The 22,890-nt window shown below is 37.1% G+C and carries 21 protein-coding genes; 16 read left to right on the top strand and 5 right to left on the bottom strand.

All coding sequences use genetic code 11. The features are described from left to right. The first annotated feature begins 24 nt into the window (after positions 1 to 24). From yaaA to ACRXC1_RS08120, 4 genes are read left to right on the top strand one after another with little or no spacing between them, the layout of a single operon-like run. On the top strand, positions 25 to 801 hold the full coding sequence (gene yaaA / locus ACRXC1_RS08135) for a peroxide stress protein YaaA (protein ID WP_433657940.1): 777 nt from the start codon (positions 25 to 27) through the stop codon (positions 799 to 801). Between the two features lie 16 nt (positions 802 to 817). Beyond that, complete coding sequence (locus ACRXC1_RS08130) at positions 818 to 1,816, top strand: adenosine kinase (protein ID WP_433657938.1); 999 nt, start codon at positions 818 to 820, stop codon at positions 1,814 to 1,816. 12 nt (positions 1,817 to 1,828) lie between these two features. After that, the gene (asnS, locus tag ACRXC1_RS08125; protein ID WP_392908564.1) at positions 1,829 to 3,241 is read left to right on the top strand and encodes an asparagine--tRNA ligase; all 1,413 of its coding nucleotides are present in this window, start codon (positions 1,829 to 1,831) and stop codon (positions 3,239 to 3,241) included. Next, positions 3,231 to 3,830 (top strand): hypothetical protein, encoded by a 600-nt coding sequence (locus ACRXC1_RS08120; RefSeq protein WP_392908562.1) that lies wholly within the window; start codon positions 3,231 to 3,233, stop codon positions 3,828 to 3,830. Before asnS ends, ACRXC1_RS08120 begins: the two co-directional genes overlap by 11 nt. On the opposite strand, the gene ACRXC1_RS08115 is transcribed toward ACRXC1_RS08120, so the two are convergent. The 5 genes from ACRXC1_RS08115 to ACRXC1_RS08095 form a co-directional block, all read right to left on the bottom strand. Beyond that, positions 3,820 to 5,292 carry a PSP1 domain-containing protein gene (locus ACRXC1_RS08115; protein WP_433657935.1) on the bottom strand — a complete coding sequence of 491 codons (1,473 nt, stop codon included), beginning with the start codon at positions 5,290 to 5,292 and terminating at the stop codon, positions 3,820 to 3,822. The genes ACRXC1_RS08120 and ACRXC1_RS08115 overlap by 11 nt on opposite strands. Before the next feature lie 72 nt (positions 5,293 to 5,364). Beyond that, positions 5,365 to 6,189 (bottom strand): hypothetical protein, encoded by an 825-nt coding sequence (locus tag ACRXC1_RS08110; RefSeq protein ID WP_433657933.1) that lies wholly within the window; start codon positions 6,187 to 6,189, stop codon positions 5,365 to 5,367. Beyond that, positions 6,182 to 6,865: a dTMP kinase gene (gene tmk, locus ACRXC1_RS08105; RefSeq protein ID WP_433657931.1), complete on the bottom strand. Its 684-nt coding sequence runs from the start codon at positions 6,863 to 6,865 to the stop codon at positions 6,182 to 6,184. The genes ACRXC1_RS08110 and tmk overlap by 8 nt, the downstream gene beginning before the upstream one ends. Before the next feature lie 68 nt (positions 6,866 to 6,933). Beyond that, positions 6,934 to 8,181 (bottom strand): hypothetical protein, encoded by a 1,248-nt coding sequence (locus ACRXC1_RS08100; protein ID WP_433657929.1) that lies wholly within the window; start codon positions 8,179 to 8,181, stop codon positions 6,934 to 6,936. Positions 8,182 to 8,320: 139 nt separating this feature from the next. Then, complete coding sequence (locus tag ACRXC1_RS08095; protein ID WP_433657927.1) at positions 8,321 to 9,223, bottom strand: hypothetical protein; 903 nt, start codon at positions 9,221 to 9,223, stop codon at positions 8,321 to 8,323. A gap of 197 nt (positions 9,224 to 9,420) precedes the next feature. Here ACRXC1_RS08095 and ACRXC1_RS08090 point away from each other — a divergent pair, with 197 nt between their 5' ends. From ACRXC1_RS08090 to ACRXC1_RS08035, 12 genes are all read left to right on the top strand, one after another. After that, the gene (locus ACRXC1_RS08090) at positions 9,421 to 10,764 is read left to right on the top strand and encodes a hypothetical protein (RefSeq protein WP_433657925.1); all 1,344 of its coding nucleotides are present in this window, start codon (positions 9,421 to 9,423) and stop codon (positions 10,762 to 10,764) included. 11 nt (positions 10,765 to 10,775) lie between these two features. After that, positions 10,776 to 12,104 carry a hypothetical protein gene (locus ACRXC1_RS08085; RefSeq protein WP_433657923.1) on the top strand — a complete coding sequence of 443 codons (1,329 nt, stop codon included), beginning with the start codon at positions 10,776 to 10,778 and terminating at the stop codon, positions 12,102 to 12,104. Continuing rightward, positions 12,101 to 12,355 carry a hypothetical protein gene (locus ACRXC1_RS08080; protein WP_392908546.1) on the top strand — a complete coding sequence of 85 codons (255 nt, stop codon included), beginning with the start codon at positions 12,101 to 12,103 and terminating at the stop codon, positions 12,353 to 12,355. Before ACRXC1_RS08085 ends, ACRXC1_RS08080 begins: the two co-directional genes overlap by 4 nt. Positions 12,356 to 12,496: 141 nt before the next feature. After that, the gene (locus ACRXC1_RS08075; RefSeq protein WP_392908544.1) at positions 12,497 to 13,513 is read left to right on the top strand and encodes a hypothetical protein; all 1,017 of its coding nucleotides are present in this window, start codon (positions 12,497 to 12,499) and stop codon (positions 13,511 to 13,513) included. A gap of 125 nt (positions 13,514 to 13,638) precedes the next feature. Continuing rightward, positions 13,639 to 14,928 carry a thiolase family protein gene (locus ACRXC1_RS08070; RefSeq protein ID WP_392908542.1) on the top strand — a complete coding sequence of 430 codons (1,290 nt, stop codon included), beginning with the start codon at positions 13,639 to 13,641 and terminating at the stop codon, positions 14,926 to 14,928. Positions 14,929 to 14,955: 27 nt separating this feature from the next. Next, positions 14,956 to 17,073, top strand: coding sequence for a 3-hydroxyacyl-CoA dehydrogenase NAD-binding domain-containing protein (locus tag ACRXC1_RS08065; RefSeq protein WP_433657920.1), 2,118 nt, complete (start codon positions 14,956 to 14,958; stop codon positions 17,071 to 17,073). A 77-nt stretch (positions 17,074 to 17,150) separates the two neighbouring features. Next, positions 17,151 to 18,251 carry an ABC transporter permease gene (locus ACRXC1_RS08060; RefSeq protein WP_393061787.1) on the top strand — a complete coding sequence of 367 codons (1,101 nt, stop codon included), beginning with the start codon at positions 17,151 to 17,153 and terminating at the stop codon, positions 18,249 to 18,251. A 56-nt stretch (positions 18,252 to 18,307) separates the two neighbouring features. Then, positions 18,308 to 19,381, top strand: coding sequence for an MBL fold metallo-hydrolase (locus tag ACRXC1_RS08055; RefSeq protein ID WP_433657917.1), 1,074 nt, complete (start codon positions 18,308 to 18,310; stop codon positions 19,379 to 19,381). Next, entirely contained in the window at positions 19,369 to 19,896 is a 528-nt protein-coding gene (locus ACRXC1_RS08050) for a lipocalin family protein (protein ID WP_433657915.1), read from the top strand. The genes ACRXC1_RS08055 and ACRXC1_RS08050 overlap by 13 nt, the downstream gene beginning before the upstream one ends. 158 nt (positions 19,897 to 20,054) lie before the next feature. Beyond that, entirely contained in the window at positions 20,055 to 20,417 is a 363-nt protein-coding gene (locus ACRXC1_RS08045; RefSeq protein WP_392908532.1) for a hypothetical protein, read from the top strand. Positions 20,418 to 20,621: 204 nt separating this feature from the next. Next, positions 20,622 to 22,334, top strand: coding sequence for a CocE/NonD family hydrolase (locus ACRXC1_RS08040; RefSeq protein ID WP_433657913.1), 1,713 nt, complete (start codon positions 20,622 to 20,624; stop codon positions 22,332 to 22,334). Positions 22,335 to 22,363: 29 nt separating this feature from the next. Beyond that, positions 22,364 to 22,804: a hypothetical protein gene (locus ACRXC1_RS08035; protein ID WP_433657911.1), complete on the top strand. Its 441-nt coding sequence runs from the start codon at positions 22,364 to 22,366 to the stop codon at positions 22,802 to 22,804. The last annotated feature ends 86 nt before the right edge of the window (positions 22,805 to 22,890 follow it).

Genomic DNA, 22,890 nt, shown 5'->3' with positions numbered 1-22,890 from the left:
ACAAACTCAAATTAAAGGAATTTCATGGATATTGTTATTTCTCCAGCGAAGAAACTTAATTTTGATCATTCAGAAATTAGTGTTGCTCAAGGTCTGAATCTTGAGAAACCTGCTTTTATGAAAGAGGCCACTTTGCTTGCAACAAAGATGGCAAATTTTGAAAGTGCTGATCTTTCAAAAATGATGAAATTATCTAAGGCCCTTGCAGACCTAAATGTTGATCGCTTTAATAATTTTAAGAAAACTGCTGACCTCGGTGCTGCAATTTTTAGTTTTGCAGGTGATACTTATCAAGGTCTAAATGCAAGTGAACTTAAAAAGAGTGAGCTAAACTATGCTCAAAAACACCTCAAGATCTTATCAGGACTCTATGGGATTCTTTCACCATTTGATGAATTACGTGCTTACCGTTTAGAGATGGGAACTCGTATTAATGGAGAAGGCCTAACTAATCTTTATAATTTCTGGGGCGAAAAGATTGTTGAAAAGATCAATGCTGATGCTAAGGCAAATAAGTCAAAATATCTTGTGAACCTTGCTTCTGAGGAATATTTCAAGAGTGTTAAAAAAGATAAGCTCGTTCCTGAACTTGTCAATGTACGCTTCTTAGATTTTAAGAATGGCCAATATAAGGTTATCTCTTTCAACGCTAAGAGGGCCCGAGGGATGATGGCCCGTTTTATCATTGAAAATAAGATTAAGGATATTGAAGGCCTAAAGACATTCGATAGTGCAGGCTACAAGTATGCTGAGTTTGACGAAGCAAATAATGAATTAATTTTTAAAAGAAAAGAGTCATAAATATAAAGGATTAAGTATGAAGAGTTTTGATGTATATGGAATGGGAAATGCCCTTGTCGATATGGAATTTAAAGTTAAAGACGAGTTCTTAGCAGATCACCTTATTGAAAAAGGATTAATGACTCTTGTTGAAAAAGAGAGGCAAGACCACCTTCTTGCGGCCCTTAAGGGAAGTAATGTTGGTCACTCTCGTGCTTGTGGTGGTTCTGCTGCAAATACTATTATTGGTGCGACTCAACTTGGCGCAAAGACTTTCTATTCATGTAAAGTTGCTCAAGATGAAACAGGAGAGTTTTATAAAAATGACCTGCTGGCAAATGGTGTAAAATCAAATATTGAAAACGGACTATATGACGGAGAAACTGGTAAGTGTCTCGTAATGATCTCTGAGGATGCAGAGAGAACAATGAATACGTTCCTAGGAACAACAGCAACTTACTCTGATGAGCAGCTTGACCTTTCTGTGCTTGCTGATAGTAAGTGGTTATATATGGAAGGTTATCTTGTTACTGGTGCAGCTGGAATTGCAGCTTGTCAAACAGCAAGAGATTTTGCTCGCAAAAATGATGTTAAAGTTGCTCTAACTTTTTCAGACCCAGGAATCGTTGGATTTTTCAAAGATGGTTTCAAGGAGATGATTGGTGAGCAGAAGCTTGATCTACTTTTTTGTAACGAAGAAGAAGCTAAATCATTTACTGAGAAAGATTCGATTGAAGATGCCTTTGAGGCCCTAAAGGATATTTCGCATGCATTTGCTATTACAGCTGGTGCAAAAGGTGCTTTCCTTTATAATGGAAGTGAAAGAGTCAATGTATCTGCTCCAAGTGTTTCGGCAATCGATACTAATGGTGCTGGTGACTTATTTGCTGGTGCATTCCTTTATGGAATTACGAATGGCCTAGACTTCTCTCAAGCAGGAACACTCGCTTGTGCTTGTTCTGCAAAACTAGTAACTCAATATGGGCCAAGACTAGAAAAAGAAGAAACAAAATCAATCTTAAAAGAAATTTTATAAGAAGGTATTTAAATGACACAATTAAAGCGTATTGAATTAAAAAAACTATTTGATCGTGCAAGTGATTACATCGGGACAGAGGTTGTTGTTAAAGGATGGGTTCGCTCTGTTCGTAAGTCTAAGAAGTTTTCATTTATTGTTTTAAATGATGGATCTTCGCAAGATCTATTACAGATTGTTGCTGATGCTGGTATCGAGAATTATGAAGCCCTTTCAACTATGTTAACTGGTACTTGTGTTTCTATCACAGGAAAAGTTGTTGAATCACAAGGGAAGGGACAGACAATTGAGATGCAGGCCGTAACTGGTGATATTATCGGTGCTGTTGATGAATCATACCCTCTACAGAAAAAGGGAACATCCCTAGAGCACCTAAGAGATATTGCTCACCTTAGAGTAAGAACAAATCTATTTGGAGCAGTATTTCGTGTACGCCACGCTCTTGCAATGGCAACGCATAACTTCTTCAATGAAAAAGGTTTCTTCTACCTAAATTCACCAATTATTACTGCTGTTGATGGTGAAGGTGCTGGTGAAATGTTTAACGTTTCAACTCTAGATAAACAAAACCCTGCGAAGACAGATAAAGGAGAAGTTGATTTTTCTAAAGATTACTTTGGTAAAGATGTTTCTCTTTGTGTTACTGGCCAACTTGAAGGTGAGTGTCACGCACTAGGGCTTGGTAAGGTATATACTTTTGGTCCAACTTTTAGATCTGAAAACTCTAATACAAAACGTCACCTTGCAGAATTCTGGATGATTGAGCCAGAGGTTGCTTTTGCTGACCTTGAAGATGTTGCAGAGCTTGCAGCTGACTATATCAAGTATATGATTGATTACGCGTTTACTCATTGCAAGAAAGAGCTTGAGTTCTTGTATAAGATGCCATTTACAGATGTTGATGCATCACACTTTGATACACTAGCTGCCGTACGTGATAGCGAGTTTAAGAAAATTACTTATACCGAAGCAATTGATATTCTATCAGCTTGTGGACAAAAATTTGAATTCCCAACTAATTGGGGAGAAGAGTTACAAACTGAGCACGAAAAATACTTAACAGATGTACACTTCAAGTCACCTGTTATCGTAACTGATTACCCAAAAAATTGTAAGGCCTTCTATATGAAGCAAAATGATGATGGGAAAACTGTACGTGCCATGGATGTTCTTGTTCCTGGTATTGGCGAGTTAATAGGTGGGTCTCAACGTGAAGAAGACCTTGATAAGCTTATTAAGCGCATGGATGAAATGGGAATGGAGAAAGAAGGATACTGGTGGTATCTAGAGCTACGTAAATTTGGTTCAGCTCCTCACTCTGGTTTTGGCCTAGGTTTTGAAAGAGCAATTATGTATATCACTGGTATGAGCAATATTCGTGATGTTATTGCTTTCCCTAGAACTCCAGGAAATTGTGACTTCTAATAATCGCGATCCGATTATCTTTATACCGGGGCTTAATCAGGCCCCGGCATCTTTCATCTTCTCAAACCCAAATGTTAAATTTCTTTCTCTTTCTTTTAATAAGAAAATGCAACCAAACCTTACCCAAGACCTAGAGAAGATAAGAAAAATTTTTAAAAATAATTCGAAAAGCCTCATTGTAGCACACTCTTTAGCAGCGCTCTTGATTGAGTGGGCCATTCAAAATGAGGGCCTAGAGACAAGAGGTAATAAGCTTATCTATATGGCCCCTGCTTTCTATCCGCCTAATAAACTGGCCAAGTTTGTTAAGGCATCAGCTAGAGGTATTTTAAATCACTTGCCGATTCCTTCTCTTGCTCCTCTAAAGTCACGCGCGCGCTCATATGTTGAACTAGGTGTTTACCGTGAAATACTTAGTTTAAATGAAAATATTAAGATATCAAAGTGTAAGGCCCGTGTGATTGTGGACGCGAGAGATGAGATGCTGAATATTGAATATTTGAAGGGAGTTTCTCAGTTAGAAATAGTGAGGGAAAATCAATTCCCTCACCATCGTTGTTATACTTCTTTAAAAAGAATTATTGATTAGATTTATTTCCAGAAGATTCAGGTTTCCCTTTATTATCTCCTGAAGGCTTTCGATAGTTTCCGCTCTTTGGTTTGTTGCGGTTTTTATTTCTATTACGATTTTTGCTTTGAGGCCTGTCTTGTTTAGCTTCTTGCTTGCCTTCCTGCTTTGCGTCTGTTTTTCCATCCTGCTGGCCAGGCTTTTTGTCACCTCGTCGATTAGTTGGACGTTTTTTAGGTCGATTATTATGATGACGCTTTTTTTCTACCTTCTGCTTAGGGATATTGTCTGACTCATCTTCTGTCGAATCTAGAGGGATCTTTTCAATTTCCTCGTCGTCATCGTTACCGTTATCCTCATCATCAAGTAGCTCGTGAGCATCCTCATCTTCGTCTTGATCGCTGTCATCGTTTAGGCTTTGAAGGAAGGCCTGCTTTCTTAGGCGTAATTCTTCTTCTAACTCCTCAATTCCAATGATTGTTGAAGTTTCCTTTGTGATCGACTTAAACTCAGTAGGGAAGCTCCAGTCCTTTGGTGGGCGACAACGTCTCTTATCAAATTGGTTCTTATAGTAGCGGCGAATATAGCCTCTATCTGTAAGCATTTCAAATTGTTCTAGTAGGATATGTAGTTTTAAAACCTTACCAATATCACCATTTTTCGTTCTAATATATGAGCCTTCACCTGGAAGGAACTCTCTTTTATTTGTGTAAACATCATCTTCATACTTGATACAACATTTTACTTGTCCACAGACACCGTTGATCTTTGAAGGAATAAGGGCAAGGTTTTGATTCTTTGCCATTTTTATCGAAACATTACCGTAATTTGTCAGGAAGTATGAGCAACAAGTTTGAAGTCCACATGCACCAGTGGCACCTAGTGCTGCCGCACGATCGCGAACTGAGATTTGGCGTAGCTCAATTCTCATTTTGATTTCTGCAACGAGGTCCTTAACAAGATTTCTAAAGTCTACACGCTCTGGTGCTGTAAAATAGAAAACGGCCTTTTTCCCAAACTGAATAAACTCAACGTGAGTTAAATTCATATTAAGATTATATTTTTCGATGAGACGAAGACAGACAATCTCTGCTTCATTCTCTTTTTTCATATAGCTTTTTTGTTCGTCGATATCTTCTTGTGTTGCCACTTTAGAAATTGAACGGATTGGAAGCATCGATTTATCAAATGTGACTTCATATGGGAAAGAGTTGATATAACCAACTGTCATACCACGGTCACTCATTGCGATAACTTTTTGACCATATGTGAATTTTCTCTTACCTAGTAAGAAAGGCTGACTTTTAGCATTTCCTGGAAAGCGAACTCTTACCATTGTTAGAGTTTGACCTTCTTCGAATTTACCTTCTTGCTCTTTTGCAAGTTTGTCATCGTGCTTGTTGAATTTATTAACTTTCTTCTTATCACCTGACTTATCATTGTCACGTGATTCAGATATATCTTGCTGATCTTGGTTCGTCATTTTGTCCCATCAATTTTTTTTGAGTAGTTTCAATTGTCGTATTATTGGTAGCTTATGTCTAGCCAAATTGCATTAAATCACAAGTTGAAGCAGGCGAGCTAGGCGTGATTTAGATGATCCATTGAATGGTATCTCGAAAGTCGAGTCTTTCGTGGCCTGAAGGCAAATTTGAGCGTCTTTAATACTATATTTACTGCTTTGGTTGATATGTGATGCAATAAGATGGTGAATATTGGCCTCACGAGTAGGTCCTTCTTTTATTAACTCTCTTAATTCATCTAGTTGTAAATTATTACGCTCGACTTTAGTTAGGATTTCGACTAATTGCTCATCTTCACAATTTTTTACGACATAGTCTTTAAAACTCAGCTCTTGAATTGTTTCGTTTTGTGAGTCAGTCTTGCCAAGAAGATTGATCTTGATTGTTCGAGAATCTATTGTTGGAAGAGTTTTCTCATCATTAGACTTTATGAAGATAAAAATATGGCCCTCTGGTGGCTCTTCGAGTGTCTTTAGAAGCTTATTTGCCAAGATTTGGGTGATTTTTTGTGATTGCTTAAAAATTGTGAATGAGTACTTGAGTTTAGATGGCCTAAAGCGAATGAAGTTAAAGAATTCTTCGATACAATCATCTGATACTTTATAAGTTTTTTGGTCTGTGGAAACAAAGAGAATATCTTCATGGCCACGCTCTAGGACCTCTTTTGCATGATCAATATCCCACCCATTTTCATAAGCTAGAATATTGATGATAAAGTCATTGGCCCACTTCTCAAGTAGAGTATCTTTCTTAGAGACTTCACCGTGACCTCCTGTTTGGAGAGTGTAGAAGTGGGCAAGCTTGCTTTCTTTGTAGCGCGCAAATAGTGCATTAAATGCAATATCTTTATTATCCATTTATAATCGTTTCAATTTCTTCGATTAGTTTTTGAGTCACGACTTCCAGTTGTGCACTTCCGTCAATCGTTGCAATACGATTTGGGAAGATCTTAGCGCAATAGTCATAACCTTCGATAAGGTCTTGATGGAAGCTATTGTCACGTGATTCAAAATAGTCTTTCGGCATATTTCTTAAGCGTTGTCTCTCAAGGGATTTTTCTAAGTCGATTCTTAAGTAGAACGTCTTATGAGGAACAATATTTAAAGGGAAGCTTGAGTGGATATTTAAGATATATTCCGGCCCTAGTTTTCTAGCCACACCTTGGTAGGCGATAGAGCTATCAAGAAAACGATCACAAATAACAACAGTATTAGGTGTTTCTAATTCTTTTAGAATAAGTGCGTGTAGGTTCTGAGCACGGGCACTAGCAAAGAGATGAGCTTCGGCGGCCGGGTGTAACTCAGTATTTGAAGTTAAGATAGCTTGTCTTAATTTTTCTCCAAATGCTGTCCCACCTGGTTCACGGATAACGATAACGTTAAAGCCTTTATCCTCTAGGTAGTCTTTAATTTTTACTATTTGAGTTGATTTTCCTGAGCCTTCAATACCTTCAAAGCTGAAAAAGAATGATCCAGGGAAGGCCGCTTGGCGAAAAACATTAGTTAGTTGTGAGATATCTTTAGTGTGTTCCATAGGTTAAAAGTAACATAAATAATCAATTATTGACTACATATTCTTTTAATTTTTATGGAGGCAACCTATTAGAATTGTTCACCTTCTACTGCATCTTCTGGTGTGAAGTCGTCGTATTGGCCCTCACCATCTTCTGGCATAGATCCAGCAGCAGGAGAGCGATCAAGGTATTCATCAACGATTTCTCGTGCCGCATCAAGTTCGTCATAATTATTTAATTCCTGCTCTTGAGGGTCAAAAGTTTCTTTTGATATTCTCTCGCGAACTGGGTCTAGTTCCAATGCTTCATTGGCATCATCAAAGATAACCTCTGGTGGAAGATCGGCCGGATCCATCACTGCATCTTGCATCTTTCTGTCTGCCAGGAAGTCGGCTTTTCCAATTGGATCATTACCTTTTGAAATCTGACGCTTTGGTCTTGATTTCTTTTTGAATGCATTAGGTACTTCTCTTTTCTTAGTTACGGTTCTTGTTGTTTTCGATGGTGCCTTTTTCTGCGCCTGTGCAGCAGGTGTACGCTTTGTTTGAATTCTTGCTGTTTTCTTGGCCTTGGCAACAGGTGTGTCTGGAGTTCCTGATAATTTACTAAAGACAAAGAAGACTGCAACCACAAGCACAAAGCTGGCCGCAAATGTTCCTAGACGAATCATTGTTGCAGGATCTGATTTTTCTTTTTGTTCGAAGTCATCAATGGATGCTTTATTTGGGTTTAGCTTTTGATTTCCAATATACGCCAAGTCGTAAATAAATTCACGATCATCGGAGTCTTTCTTTGCTAGGGCCATGGCCTTATCTGCATCAAGAATCGAGTTTTTGAAAATATGTCCCTGAGGAGAGTCAGGTAAGCTTTCATTTGAACGACTTCTTCTATCAAAGACTTCAAATTCGTGAATTGTTCCCCAGCTTTGCCCTTGATCAACAGAAATAAAGTCTGTGTACAGCAATTCCAGTGAGTCGAGCATTGCCATGATTTCACTGCTCTTATATGGCCCATCTTTCTTATTATTCTTTAAGATGAAAAACTGATCATCTTCATCAATTTGGAATTCCTTAATAATTTCAGGTTTTCTTCTTTGGAAGAGAGGGTGAGCTGTAATCATGCTCCACTGTTCTTCAAGCATACTCTTAACAAAAACAGATTGATTAAAGAGAGAGTAATCTTCGATAAACTCTTTAAGATCCTCTTGCCAAAATGGACCAAGTTCTTTGTCACCATCTTTGATAAAATAGACTTCATTAGGTTCGTAGAGACCCCCTGAAATCTGTTCTTTCGTCAGTAGGTATTCAGTAATCTTTTTCTTTGTACTTGTGGCCATATTTCCTCAAACCCTGATTAGATTAGTCACTTTCTATCTGGTTTATCGGAATTTTTTGCCTGTAGTTTAATAAAGTCTTAAAAAAAACAAAGCCGACTTTAGAGGTCGGCTTTGTAAGTATTTAAAATGGAGTTTTAAATTAAAAAACTGGGAAGAATGCTGAGACAATTAAAGAAGCATTCTTTAGAGTTCCATCAACGAAGTCTGGATCTTCACCTCTGAAATCAACTGGCTCTAGAGATAGCGCTGTAGAAAGTGAACAGATTGGGAACGAATACCCAATTTCAGGTGAAATAGAAAGTGTTTCACTTTCTGTGTTTCCTGATTTTCTTTTCGTTCTGTAGTACTCAATTGACATCGCTGTGTACCACTTATCATTGATATAGTAAGTAGGAGCAACTGCTGCGTAGTAATTTTCTACATAACCAGAAGTTCCAGTATTTCTAATGTAGCTTTCATAGAATGCATAAGTTCCGATCTTAAAGTTATCAGTAACTTTCTTACCACCAATTAGGTAAAGACGAGCTTTCGCATCATACCCATATTGTTCTTGAGTCGCTTTTGGGTACCAGTAGAATCTTGTTTGAGCGTAAAGGTCATATCCGTGCTTTTCGTCACTTAGGATATTCTTAACATAAAGACGCGCTTGAGTTGCACCATATTGTTGGTGAATTGTACGGCTTCCATCTTTGTTTTCTTGTGCTTTTGTGAAGTCAGTCTTCCAGTAAGGAACTAGTTTTACAGCAAAAGTTTTATCAATATTATAACCAAGATACAGATAGTTATAGAAACTATAACCGTTGAGTGTTTTTTTAAAGTTGTTTGAACCTTCTACTAGGTATTGCATATTAAAAGGTGAGTCCTTTAATTTTTGGTACCAAGAAGTTCCAGTTGATGCTTCTGAAGTTGTTGCTGCGTCAGTTGACGATGCAGTTGTTGAAGCGCTCGAGCTTGAAGATGGCACTGATACTGAAGTCGATGATGTTGCGGCCATCGTACTCACTGCCACGAATGCAATAAATGCTCCCTTTAAAATTCCCATTTTATCTCCCTCTTTCTTTTATAGACTAACGATAATCGAATTTTTTTTATTGAATTGCAACAAATGATTGTAATTTAGGCATTTAATATTTCAGTTTGTAAGAACATGTCAGAAAATTATGTTGATTTACCTAATTTGGTGTCAAATGGACCTTCTTTTGGCTTCTATATTAGGAAAAACCTCACTATAATATACCTATGTTATTGATTTTTCTTATTCAAGCAATTGTCAGAGTTGCACTTTATCCTATCTTTATTGTGCTTTATCTTTTTAAAGTAGGGCCTTTCTACGGCAGAATTTCTTTTGAAAGACGAAATTATCGTGATGAAGGTTGTAGGCCATTTATGAGATTTGGCAAAAAGGCCCATTGTGTCTTTCATTTTTCTAGTGAAGGAGAGTTTGAGCAGATTAGGCCATTGAGTGATGAGTTAATTTCATTAGGGAAAAATGTTGAGTTAATCTTTACTTCACCAAGTGTTGAACACAAGGTATTAGACTACTATCAAGCTAATCGTGAAAACGTTCGTTATCTTCGCTTGCCACTTATGATCTACTTTCCACTCCTTTCACGCCAAAATATTATTGCCTGGTCTAGTGCTAATAAAATGATGATGGTTCGCTATGACTTCTTTCCCGAGCTACTTTACTTAGGCTCCAAAATGAAAGAGTTTATTCTATTTTCCGCGACAGTTAAAAGCTCACGTATAAAAGAAAGCTCTTTAGAAGAGCTACGTTTGCCGAAAGTGAAAGGCTATATATACTCGATGTTTTCCAAAATTATTTGTGCAACAGCAGAGGATTATGAGGTCATTAAAAAGGATATTGATGAGGATAGGCTAGTGAGACCTATTGAACTTAGGATGTTACAAATTAATACTCGCCAACACTTTTTTAGGAAACATCCTTTATATGATGAATTAAATAAGGTTTTATCTTTATATGAATATGACACAAGAATATGCCTAGCACAGACTTGGTCTAATGAGATGGCCATCTTTGAAGACGTAAATTTTTGTCAGCAAATGATGGCCGGTGAACTCTTTGTCTTTATGGCCCCACATGTTTTAAAAGAAGAAAATGTTGAAGCTCTTATGAAACTTGTTAAAACTAATTGCTCTGAGCTTCCGATTCATATGCTTTCTAATGATACTATTGAAAGCGGTAAGCTTGATGAATTCATAGATAATTTTCAGGCCAAACCTGGATTAATTATATGTACCCTAAGAGGCATATTATGTGAGATTTATCCATATTTCTCAAAAGTCTTCGTAGGAGGCGGACATGGTAAAGGAATTCATTCAGTTCTTGAGCCCTTTGTCGCTGGGGCACAGATATTTTGTGGGCCAAATGTTAAGCGCTCCACTGAATATGACACGATTGTTAAATCCGGTGTCGATGTCGGGCCCATCAATGAGATGAGAAATGGATATGAGATCATGAAGACTTCAAGGGCCAATAAGATGGCCAATGAGTTGATTTCTGATATGATTGAAGAAAGCGAAATGGCAAAGCGCAAGCTAATTGCATTATTAACAAATTAAGATATCAACATATGAATAAAAAAATAAATACCCTTGTTATTGGAAATAATATTGCTAGTTTCTTAACGGCCACTCAAATTTTAAAAAGTGGTTTTGGTGCCATTTATTTGAAAGATAAGAGAATTAAGGCAAGTGACCCTTACTTTAAGTTCTTTGGCCCATTAGACCTTGCTTTCATAAAAGCATGGGCAGAAGACCTAGAGTTAGAAACGAATATATTTGATGAGGATTCATTTGTTCATTCACCGTTTTACTTAAAATATAATGGCAAGCAAACGTTATGTGCAGGCTTAAGCCCGTATTTAAATTTCTCTCAGATTTGTCGCCATTTCCCTGAACTTTATAATGAGTTTATCAATCGCCTAAGAATTGAAGACGTTGACCAAGAGAAGTTTGATCAAGACTTTACATCTTCAATTAAAAGACTTGGAGAGTCTCTATGTCGTTATAAGACATTTCATCAGGTGACTGTAAGTACTTTGCGTTCAGATCTTCCAAATTATATCTATGATATTTATGCTCTATTTAAAAAACATTTAAGAGACAATAAAGAGCTTGAAAAATTTACGAGCTGCTTTCGTTGTGTTTATACAAAGACACTGGAACAGACATTTTCAGACCTTGAAAGTATCTATTTTTTTATTCTTATGCTGTCTCCTCGCTATCGCTTTCAATGGCAAGAAGATAAAGAAGAACAGGCCACAAAAACAATTGAAAGCCTTGGTGGAAGTAGCTTTGAAGATATTGCTGAAGAGTTTAGCTTTGCAAGCAAGAGGCCTTGGGCCGTACAGCTTTCATCATTTACTGGAGTCGTGGCCCCGCAGAAAATTGCAATCTTTAGTTCAAATTTAGACAAGTTAAATATTTCTCACAATATCACAGACCTTTATCGCTGTGTAAAATTAGACTACAAACTAAGTGATAATCTAATTAGTGCCGACTATTATCACTTTAGTGAAAATTCATTTGGTGGAGATATCGCTCTTATCAGAAAAGAGATTTTAAAAGACGAAACATGCCAAATTAAAATCTTTAAACAATTTGACGACTGCCTTAAATATGATTTCTGTGAAGGGGAGTTGCATGAATTTCTACTTTCTAATGATATCATTGATGAGAATGACACTCTCATAAAAGGTCGACTAACAAATGAAACTTGCATGCTCCGTAATCATAGTGTGATTAACTCGAGCGCAAGAATTAACCTTAAGTTTAGAATGGCCGATAGTGGAAAATATGACTCTGTAAAAGGAGTCTACTACCAAGGGCCACTGAAGAAGAATAACTTAGGGATCACGCAGACTTTATTAGAGGCCCGTGACTTTAAAACTTATATATGATGAATAACTGCGATAAGAAATCCATTCTTCTTTCCCAACGCGGTCAAACCGCTGTTGAGTATATGTTACTTCTAGTAGCAGTGATCTCAATCTTATTTGCTGTCTTTAAAACTCTTGATGCGCGCTTTAAGGCCGACCCTGAAGCTTGCCAGCAGGGGAGTATAAACCCCCTTTGTTTCCTTAAAACCATTGGTATTGATGGGACAAATGAGGTTGATGCTAATAAATTTCGTACCTTCCGTCTACGCTAGACAGTCTTAACTATTTGATATTAATAGGTTTTTTTCATTTTCATGAAATTATTTCATCAGCGTTCGCTTTTGAACAGAAATATCTCGCGATGTGTTATAAGAAACTGAACTCTATTTAAAAAAAGAGACAGGGAGAACATCATGAAAACAACAATGATTAACTCGGCCGTATTAGCTGCACTTCTATTATCTAGTGCTGCCTCATATGGACAACAAGACGATCCATTACTAAGTGAAACAGATCAAGTTGTTCATACTGACGAAATTAATATCGACGGGTTCTACAAAAAGAAAAAGAAACCATCACAAGCTGACAAGATTCAGAAGCTACGTCGCCAATTAGAAGAAAAGCACGAGCAAATGATGAGAAAGAATGTTGAAGATATGCGTCTACAAGAAGAAAAGCGTATTGCAAACAAGATTCAAAAGGCCCTTGAGGGACAACTTAAAGCAATGGATGAAATCAATAGCCAACAAGCTGCACCTGCACGAGTACAAGCGGTTGCTCCTGTGGTAGCAGAACCTGTTATGCCAGAACTTAGTAATAAGTTAACTATTGAGACAGGTTATAAGAGCATTACTGGTGAACAGAAAGAATGGACAGCAGGAATTAATTTTCAAGCTTCTGTTGAAACTGTAATGTCTGAGCGAGTTTCAATTGGAATTAGCGCAGGATTTATGAATCTTACGATTCAAGGTAATGAGCTTAGTAATTATAATAATTATGGATATGGCTATTATAGCTATAATGCTGGAAGCTCGTACTCACAAAATGATGAAATTTCATATAACGAGTTTAACTTTGGTGGATATGGTAAATTTTATTTCTCACGTTCAGCTAAGATTAAACCATACTTAAGTCTTGGAACTGGAATTCACTTTGGATCATTTGAAATTCAAAACCCAGTTGATACTTTTAACGAGACTAAACAGTCAATGAAGTATGTATCAGGTAGTGCATCTCTTGGAGCAGAAGTTAATTTTGCTAAAGAATTTAGTGCACAAGTAGGCCTTTCATACGAAAAGAATATTTTTAGACTTGGAGAAGAGGCCCAATACAATGGTTCAACAAATCAAAAGGCCCTTGTTGACCAAGCTAAGAATATTGAAAATGCTGACACATTTACTTTAGGTGTTGGTCTTTCATACCTATTCTAAACAATTGTTTAAAAAACCCATGTTCTCATAAAAAGGCTCCGCTCAGGGGCCTTTTTACTTTTCATTGCCATTGATTATCCTTACAATATTAAGCAAGTAAAATAATTTGAAGAAAGGAATCATCAATGAAACCAGTCTACATTGTCGAGGCAGTGAGAACTCCTCATGCAAAAGCCGGAACTATTATTAAAGATATTCAAGCTCCTTACTTAGGTGCTTACCTAGTACGCCATATTATGGATGGAACTTCTATTGGTGACGATGAAGTTGATGAGGTCATTTTTGGAAACACGGGAACTCCTGCAAAGTATCCAAACGTTGGGCGAGTGATTGCATTAGAGGCCGGCCTTCATAAGAAAACATCTGGCTATTCAGTCCATAGAAATTGTGCTTCTGGACTTGAGGCAGCTTCACAAGCATTCATTAAAGTTGCAAGTGGACGTAGTGATGTTGTGATTGCTGGTGGTGTTGAATCAATGTCAAATATGCCATTAATCTACGGAAAGCAGATGACGGAGTTATTTGCTTCTTTAATGAAAGCAAAAACAACTGGTGATAAGTTAAAAGTTCTTTCAACTTTTAAGCCTGCATATCTTTCTCCAATTATTGCAATTGAACAAGGACTAACAGATCCATTCTGTGGCCTTAATATGGGACAAACTGCTGAGCTTCTTGCTCGTGAACTTGGGATCACTCGTGAGCAACAGGATATTTATGCAAATGAGTCTCACCATAAAGCAATTAAGGCCATCGAAGAAGGCCGTTTTGCTGATGAAATCGTACCTCTAATCTATGGTTCAAAATTAGATAAACTTCTTATGAATGATCATGGCCCACGTAAGGAATCTTCTGTTGAAGGACTTGCGAAAATGAAGCCATATTTTGATCGTAAATCAGGAACAGTTACAGTTGGTAATAGTTGTCCAATCACAGACGGTGGTTCAGCAATTCTATTCTGTTCAGAAGAAGCTGTTAAAAAATATAACTTAGAGCCTCTTGCACGAGTTGTTGATTATCACTTTCATGGTTTAGAGCCTGAACGTATGGGAATGGGGCCACTTCATGCAATGGATGGTGTTTTTAGAAGATCAAATATGACACTTGAGCAAATGGATCTCATTGAAATTAACGAGGCATTTGCTGCGCAAATTATTGCTGTTAAGAAGGCTTTTACTGATAAGAAAGTTGCTGACTTCTTTGGTATTGATAAATTATGGGGTGAAATTCCTGCTGAGAAACTGAATGTTAATGGTGGTGCCATTGCTCTTGGACACCCTGTTGGTTCAACAGGTTCGCGCTTAATCGTAACTCTTGCTCATGAGCTTAAGAAGAGAAAAGCAGGATTTGGTGTTGCTTCACTTTGTATCGGTGGTGGTCAAGGTGGTGCCATGATTATCGAGAACTTACAAAAGTAATTAATTTAGAAAATATAGGATATCGCAATGACATATAAGAGAATCAGTTTTGAAATCAAGGATAAGAAAGCATATATCGGCTTTGGTTATAATAACGAAGCTTCGATGACTGTTTTCGATGAAGAAACACTTAAAGAGCTTCAAGATATTGTTGAAGATCTACATACAAAAGAAAAAGAGCTAGATGGAGCAATCTTCTTTTCACATAAAGACAGATGCTTCATTGCAGGTGCAGATATTAAATTATTCGATACAATGCACACTGCGGCCGATGGTCAGGCCGGAGCAGAAGCAGGTCAGACAATCTTTAATCGTATCGAAGATTTAAAGATGCCAACAGTCGCTTGTATTCACGGGGTTTGCCTTGGTGGTGGACTTGAATTTGCCCTTTCATGTAAATCAAGAATCGTAAGTGACGACAAGGCAACAGGTCTTGGTCTTCCTGAAGTTAAGCTTGGTCTAATTCCTGGTTTTGGTGGGACGTTCCGTCTACCAAAAGCGGTAGGTCTTCCAACAGCTCTCGATATGATTCTTTCAGGAAAAACACTTAATGCTAAGAAAGCTAAGAGAGCAGGTTTAGCTGATGAGATTTATGCAAAAGAGCGTCTTGTTGATTTAGCTCCAAATCATTTTAAAAAGAAAGTCGATAAGCGTGGCCTTATGGATAAGATGCAGGACGCTGCAACTGATAATGTATTCACTAAGAAAATTATTTTCCAAAAAGCTCGTGAGTCTGTTTTAAAGAAAACAAAAGGTTTCTATCAAGCACCTCTTAAGATTCTTGATGTTATGGAAGCTGGAGTTATGAAAGGTCGTACATCTTACCTGACTTCTGAAGCACAAGCTTTTGGAGAGTTATGTATTGGTGAGCAATCGAAGAACTTACGCCATATCTTCTTCCTAATGGAAGGGTCTAAGAAGATGGATGATGCCAAGGGTGTTGGAAGAAAGCTTCGTCGTGGAGCTTGTCTTGGTGCCGGTACGATGGGTGGTGGTATCGCTTGGCTTATGGCCAAGAATGATATGTTTCCAATCATGAAAGATCTTAATCAGCATGGGCTTGAACTTGGTTTAAAACAAGCATCGAGTAATTTTTCTGGTGCTGTGAAAAGAAAGCGTATGTCTAAGGATGATTTTGAACGCAAGATGAGATCAATTAGTGCACAGACTGATTATCGTGGATTTGAACATACTGACCTTGTTATTGAGGCAGTTGTAGAAAATATGGATATTAAAAAGAAAGTATTTGCTGAAACTGAAACAAAAGTTCGTAAAGATACAATTCTTACTTCAAATACTTCATCTCTTTCAATTCAAGAGATGGCAAGCGCACTTGAAGACAATTCAAGATTTGCCGGGCTTCACTTCTTTAACCCTGTTCATATGATGCCACTTGTAGAAATCATTAAGCACGATGGTGTTTCAGATGAAACAATTGAGTCTCTGTATGACTGGGTTGTAAAAGTTAAGAAGACTCCTGTTGTTGTTAATGATGGGCCAGGGTTCCTTGTGAATAGAATCCTTATGCCATATATGAATGAAGCTGGCTTCTTACTTGAAGAAGGGGTTTCAATTAAGGATATCGACGATGCTTGTCTTAATTTTGGAATGCCAATGGGTCCATTCAGACTTCTTGATGAAGTTGGAATTGATGTAGGGGATAAGGTTTCTAAAATTATCTATGATGGATTAGGTGAGCGACAGGCCTCAAATGGTATTGGAAAGCAAATGCTTGAAAAGGAATTCTTTGGAAAGAAAAATGCCAAAGGTTTCTACCTTTACGATGAGAAAGGTAAGCCAACTGGTCCTAACCAAGAAGCTTGGAATATGCTTCCTAAAGCTTCTAAGAAAATGAGTGAAACAGAGATTCAAATGAGAATCTTTCTACCTATGATCAACGAAGCTGCAACAACTCTTGAAGATAAGATTGTTGCTAAGGCAAAAGACGTTGATCTTGGTCTAATCTTTGGTATCGGTTTTCCTCCATTTAGAGGTGGCCTTCTAAGATATGCAGATACTCAAGGTATTGCACGTCTTAGAGATGAGATGCTTAAGTTCTCAGAGAGTGTAAGCAAAGAGCGCTTTACTCCGTGTGCGCTTGTGAATAAGCTTGCAGATGAAAACTCAACTTTCTACGAGTTATAGATTCAATGTTTCTAAGTTTTTTTAGATTTTTTCTAAATTACTTATTTAAAGCTAAGACTCGCCAAAGGCTTCTCATCATGGCCTTGGCGAGTCTAATCATATCAAGCTTTTCACTATTAAGTGTTCAGTCTGTTCTTAAAGGGCTACAAACAAACCGCATCGAGCGTGGAAAGCAGACTCTGGGCCGCTACATTATTGATCTTCCAAAAGATCTCGATTTTAAGAAGGTCCAAGCTTATTTAGATGATAAAAACTATAAGTATTCATTTGAATATGAAATTGAAGGTTTAATTCGTCTTGAAGGTTACTTGGCCCCTGTTATTTTCCATGGGATTACTGCCGAAACGTCAACACTACGACCTAAGGCAATTGATCACTGGCCAGGTAGAGAAGAAATTCTGATGTCTCCTTATTTGGCCAGAAAGATTTACGCAGGCCTTGATGATAAGATTCAATTTATCTCGCCGGCCCATACTGATGTCTTCTTTGGAGAGCTTCCTCGATTTAAGTCTCTTATGATTGAAAACTTCACCGATTCAATGGACCCAGATATCGATGAGCTTCATGCTTGGGGGCATGCCTATAGTGCCTTCTCAATTGCAAAGTCACGTCGATACAATAAACTTAGGGTTTTTAGCGTTTTGTCTGCATCAGGTGAAAGGGATTTAGAGCAGTATTTAACTGCACAAGGTGCAAGCTTTAAAACATGGGAGCAATTGAATCAGAACCTTGTTTATGCCCTTGCTCTCGAAAATAATGTTGTTCTATTCTTATTCTTAGCAACAATTGTTCTTGTAACATTCTCGATTATTTCAGGTCTTTCAATATTTTATGCAAGAGTTAGAAATGATTTTGCTTCTTTTTGGATCCTTGGCATGAGTATGGATCAAATCAAAAAGTATGGCGGCCTTAATATTGCAATTATCACAGTTTTTGCAATAGCAGTCGGTAACCTTCTTAGTTTTATTGTGCTGACGCTTTTAGCGCAGTTTTCTCCTGTCATTATGCCAGCAATGTTTGTCGATCGTTCTCTTCCCGTGCGCTTTACGGGAACATCGTTCATTTTCTCATTCTTAGTTCCTGTGATTATTACAGTGATCTTTACACTCTTTTCGAATTGGAGATTTTTCAAGGATAATGGCAATTTCATTAGTTTTGTTAAAAAAGTAGGAACTTAATGCTTAAACGATTATTGCTATTTATAGTTTTAATTAATTTTTCTGGATGTACAGCTATGAGTAAAGTTGCTTCAGTTTTCATGTCTTCACTTGGGGCCCACCCAAATAAGAGCGAATTAAGAACATTTGAAAAGTCGGAGAACTTCGATGCTTCTAAGCAAATTTTTGTTAATCGCAGGCCTAATATTACGAAAGAACAGCCAATACAAAAAGATGGATTTGGCCTTTCTAAGTTCATTGAATTCTTAGGTAAGGGTGGAGGGCGCTATCCTGAAAAACCTCTGCCTTCAGTAAAGCCTGATATGGAAAAGTTTTTAGAAAAGTCAGATCACGTAAAGTCGATTTGGTTTGGACACTCGACGATTCTACTAAATATCGACTCTAAGATTGTTTTGATTGATCCTATTTTTTCGGGTGCATCTTCTCCAGTTCCACTCTTTGTAAAACGTTTTGCACCTCCTGTTCTCTCTTTAGAAGAACTTCCGGAAATTGACTATATTATTATCTCTCACGATCACTATGATCATCTTGATATGGCCACGATGAAATTCTTCGCTAAAAAGAAGGACGTCAAAATTATCACTCCTCTTGGAGTTGGATCACACTTAAAGAGATGGGGCATTGAAACGAATCGAGTTACTGAACTCGATTGGTGGCAAGATGTGGAGTTTGAAGACATCAAATTTACGGCAACACCTGCCCAGCATTTCTCTGGCAGAGATCAGGCCCATGAGAATACGACTCTGTGGGCTTCATGGGTTGTAAAAACCCAAAATAATAATCTCTACTTCAGTGGGGATACTGGCTACGATATTCACTTTAAAGAGATTGGAAGTCGTCTGGGGCCTTTTGATGTCGCCTTTATGGAGTCTGGCCAATATAACCCTGACTGGTTTGCTGTTCACTTATTACCTGAAGAGTGGCCTAAGGCCTACGCCGATATTAATGCTAGGTACTACTTCCCAATTCATTGGGGTGCTTTCTCGCTGTCTTTTCATCCATGGCAGGAGCCAATTGAGAAGTTAGATGAATTTTCAAATTTGGGACTTCTTAAGTTAATGGCACCAAAATTAGGAGAAATTGTCTCTTTTGATGAACAGGAATATGTTACAAAGAAATGGTGGTTCTAAAGTATTTACTCTTCATATTTAGCTTTTTGTTCTTAAGTTGTAGCTCGACTACTTATGAAAAAACGGTCGACTATGTTGATATTGATCGTTTCATGGGGGATTGGTATGTGCTTGCAGCTCGTGGGACATTTTTAGAAGATGGCCAACATAACTCTGTTGAAACATATACATGGAATGAAGAAGAGAATCGAATTGACGTTAACTTTGTCTTCAATAAAGACGCCTTTGATGGTGAAAAAGAAGTATTAAAACAGAAGGCATGGATTGAAAATCCAAAGACCAATGCCCATTGGAAAATACAGCTCTTTTGGCCTCTGAAATTTGATTATCTTGTGATCGCTCTTGATCCTAAGTACGAGTGGGTTGCCATTGGTGTCCCTAATGAAAAGTACCTGTGGATCATGTCTCGTAAATACTCTAAGGACTACGCTTCCAAAATCGTTGCCAGGGCCATCAGGGAGCTAGACTCTCTCGGATATAGCACTCGTGATCTCGTCCTCATCCCTCATCGCTAAAAGGGGCGCGGGTACTTTTCGAGATTTTCAGTAGTTAACAACGTTCATTATTTATTCATAAATATAAATATTTCAGCTTTTTACATCTGTCTCCCTCAACGAGGTATTGTGAACTTGTTTAGTTAAAGATTTATGAAGAAGAATAATGGAGAACATTTATGAAAAAATTATTACTAGTACTATTATCACTAACTGCTTTTTCGGCCCACTCTGCAACTTACAAGGGGCAAAATGAAATGGATCAGGCACTTGTTGGAAATGAGAATGTTGAAGTAACAGAAATCGTAGCAGGTGAGAAGTATAATCTTAAGATGAATTATGCTGGTCAGCTTCAAGTTGATACAACTTGTGAAAAAGACCGTGTTGAAAATGGATCTATTGTTTTTAGCTGTATGATCTATGAAGAAGAAAACCATAAAGTTGATCTCGTTTTTTGGAAGCAAATGGGAATTCAAGATATGATCACAATCGCCCTTAATACTGGAATGGGCCTAAGAGTAAATCTAGAAAGAATTGATTAATTAAATAAATGATTCAAATGAAAAAGGCCTTACAAGGGCCTTTTTTCTTACCTTTATCTTATATTCTAAAATTGCCATTAATTGTTCAGTTAATTTTATTGTGTCTATTTATTAGACATATAGTCTGCTTAAGTTGTTAATTTTCTATACAAATGTTGGCCTTGTTATTGCTCTAATATCAATACAACTTATCTTGGGAATTATATGCTAAATAAATTTGTCTTCATTATCATGACTTTGATTACGACTTCTCAAGTTCACGGGCTAACTGTAATTCGTAGTATGGAGCAACTTTGCAGTGATTTAAAAACTTTCAACAAAAATGAGCTTATTAAAAATAAGAAGATAAAAATAGCAGATGAAAATTTTGCTACGTTTTTTAAAACAGACTTTGAAGACTATTGTGGCAAAGTTAGAAAAATTGTGGATATTTCTCATTATAAGGTCTATCAAAATATTGAAGATGGTAGAATTATCGAATTAGTAATTGACCGCGAAAATACTATTCGCTTTTTGAACTATGAAACTCCTTTACCGCAACTTCACGCAAGACAATTAATGCCAAAAAATGGGGATGTGTTGCTGCCTACTTTTGTTTTTAGGCCGCTGGATATTGCGTTTAGTGAAAAGCGCGATGCTATTCTTGGTCAATCACCTTATCATTTTCACTCTACGTCTATATTAAATTCTCTGTATATAATTGATGATGTTCTTCTAAGAAATTACGATATTATCTCAAGTGTCGTTAGAGGAACTTTCTTTGGAAAAGAGGGCTTTGATTGGCTTGATTGGAAGCAGGCAAGGAATGATTCAAATATCATCATCAATGAAATTGTAAAACAGGATTGGCATAGCGGAAATATTATTGTTCAAGGAACTTCTTATGATGGCTTCATGGCGCTTGCGGCCGCCACGACATATCATCCGGCCATTAAACTTGTTATGGCCGCTAGTGCACCAACAAGTCCTCGTCGTCATTCATTGGCAAATGGTGGGCTGTACTATTCAAGTTTAAATTATGAATTACGATTTAAATCTAAAAGTTTCACAAATACAAATAAGATTAAATCGTTAATTAGTGACGATAACTCTCAAGGTGATCGAAGTATCATTACGCGCTTGAATGAGCATTATTCTTTCTTTAATACAGAGTTTGATGACTCTCAATTTTCAACATTTTATGAAAATTATGTTGCCACGATGAACAATGAAATTGCTAGTTCTTCAATTAGCAATAATGATGACCTATATAGTGCGCTTAAAGAAGTTGAAGTTCCAATTGTTATTGAGTTTGGTCACAGTCAAGATCAAGATAGTAAAGATTCTCTTGACCTATATAAAGAACTTAAGGGGCGCAGTAATATTAAGCTGATTTCCCATAATTGGGGGCATTACTCTATTGGCCTCTCTTTTGGTATGTGGGAGTTGGCAGCTGGTGGTCACTCTGATCTTGGAGTGGATAGCTATATTCAATTTTATAGATCATTGGACCCTTATACTCATCTTTATTACAGCGACTACGTAAATTATATTAAAACGAATAGGAATTCATATGAAGAATTTCGAAATGAAAATTATCCAAGACTTGTGTCTTTGAAGTTCAATGATAATGTCGCTAAAGCGACAGAAAATGTTTTTGGTACGTTTAAGTTACGATTCAAAGTTACTGGTGTTACAAAGCCTGTTTTTGTTAGAGCGACTCTTTCTATAGATCAAAACTGGATTGTTCAAAATATGCTTTCTGTAAAAGTTGATAAAGACGGGATCTATGAAGTGGAAACTCAACATTTTGATGGGGTAATAAAAGAACAGGTCTATGCTTATTTTACAATATTAAATATGAATAAAGATGACCCATCTGTAAACAATATAAAAGTTGAGGCCATTGATGTTACTAATCAAGGGCGCCCATTATAGATATGATAAAAGTTTTAAGGAGAGTTTTTATGAAGAAATACATTTGGTTTTTTATTGTTATGCTCAACTCTACAGTACTTGCCAGTAGTCTTGATTTCGAAATTCCTTCAGCTTGTGAAATTAATTTTAAACAAGCAAATAGAGCTGTTAATGATGGCGGAAAAGTTATTCAAAATAATTTTAATGTTTATACAAAAGAGCTACAAAGTATGTACAAAGGTGGAGAACCCAATCAAGAAACATGTGATAAGTATCTTCAGATCACAGATTCAATTCAATTGATTAAATTTCACTTCTACACATCAATGAATTATTTGAATTCTGCTCTACAGAGGGGATGCTCTGATAAGGAAATGACAGCTAAGATTTCAGGTTCTCTAAACTATATGAATAATGAAGTTAGTAAAATTTCTAATGTTGAGGCCAAGTATATACTTAATTTTGCTTCATATTGTGTGAGGTTAGAATAATTATACTACCTTCAATAAAGCCTGATATTGAAAAGTTTTTAGAAAAGTCAGATCACGTAAAGTCGATTTGGTTTGGACACTCGACG

The sequence above is a fragment of the Halobacteriovorax sp. GFR8 genome (genome assembly GCF_050955245.1).
Lineage (GTDB): Bacteria > Bdellovibrionota > Bacteriovoracia > Bacteriovoracales > Bacteriovoracaceae > Halobacteriovorax_A.
Note: the sequence above shows the minus strand (reverse complement) of the source record. Positions and strands in the feature narration are given on the sequence as shown.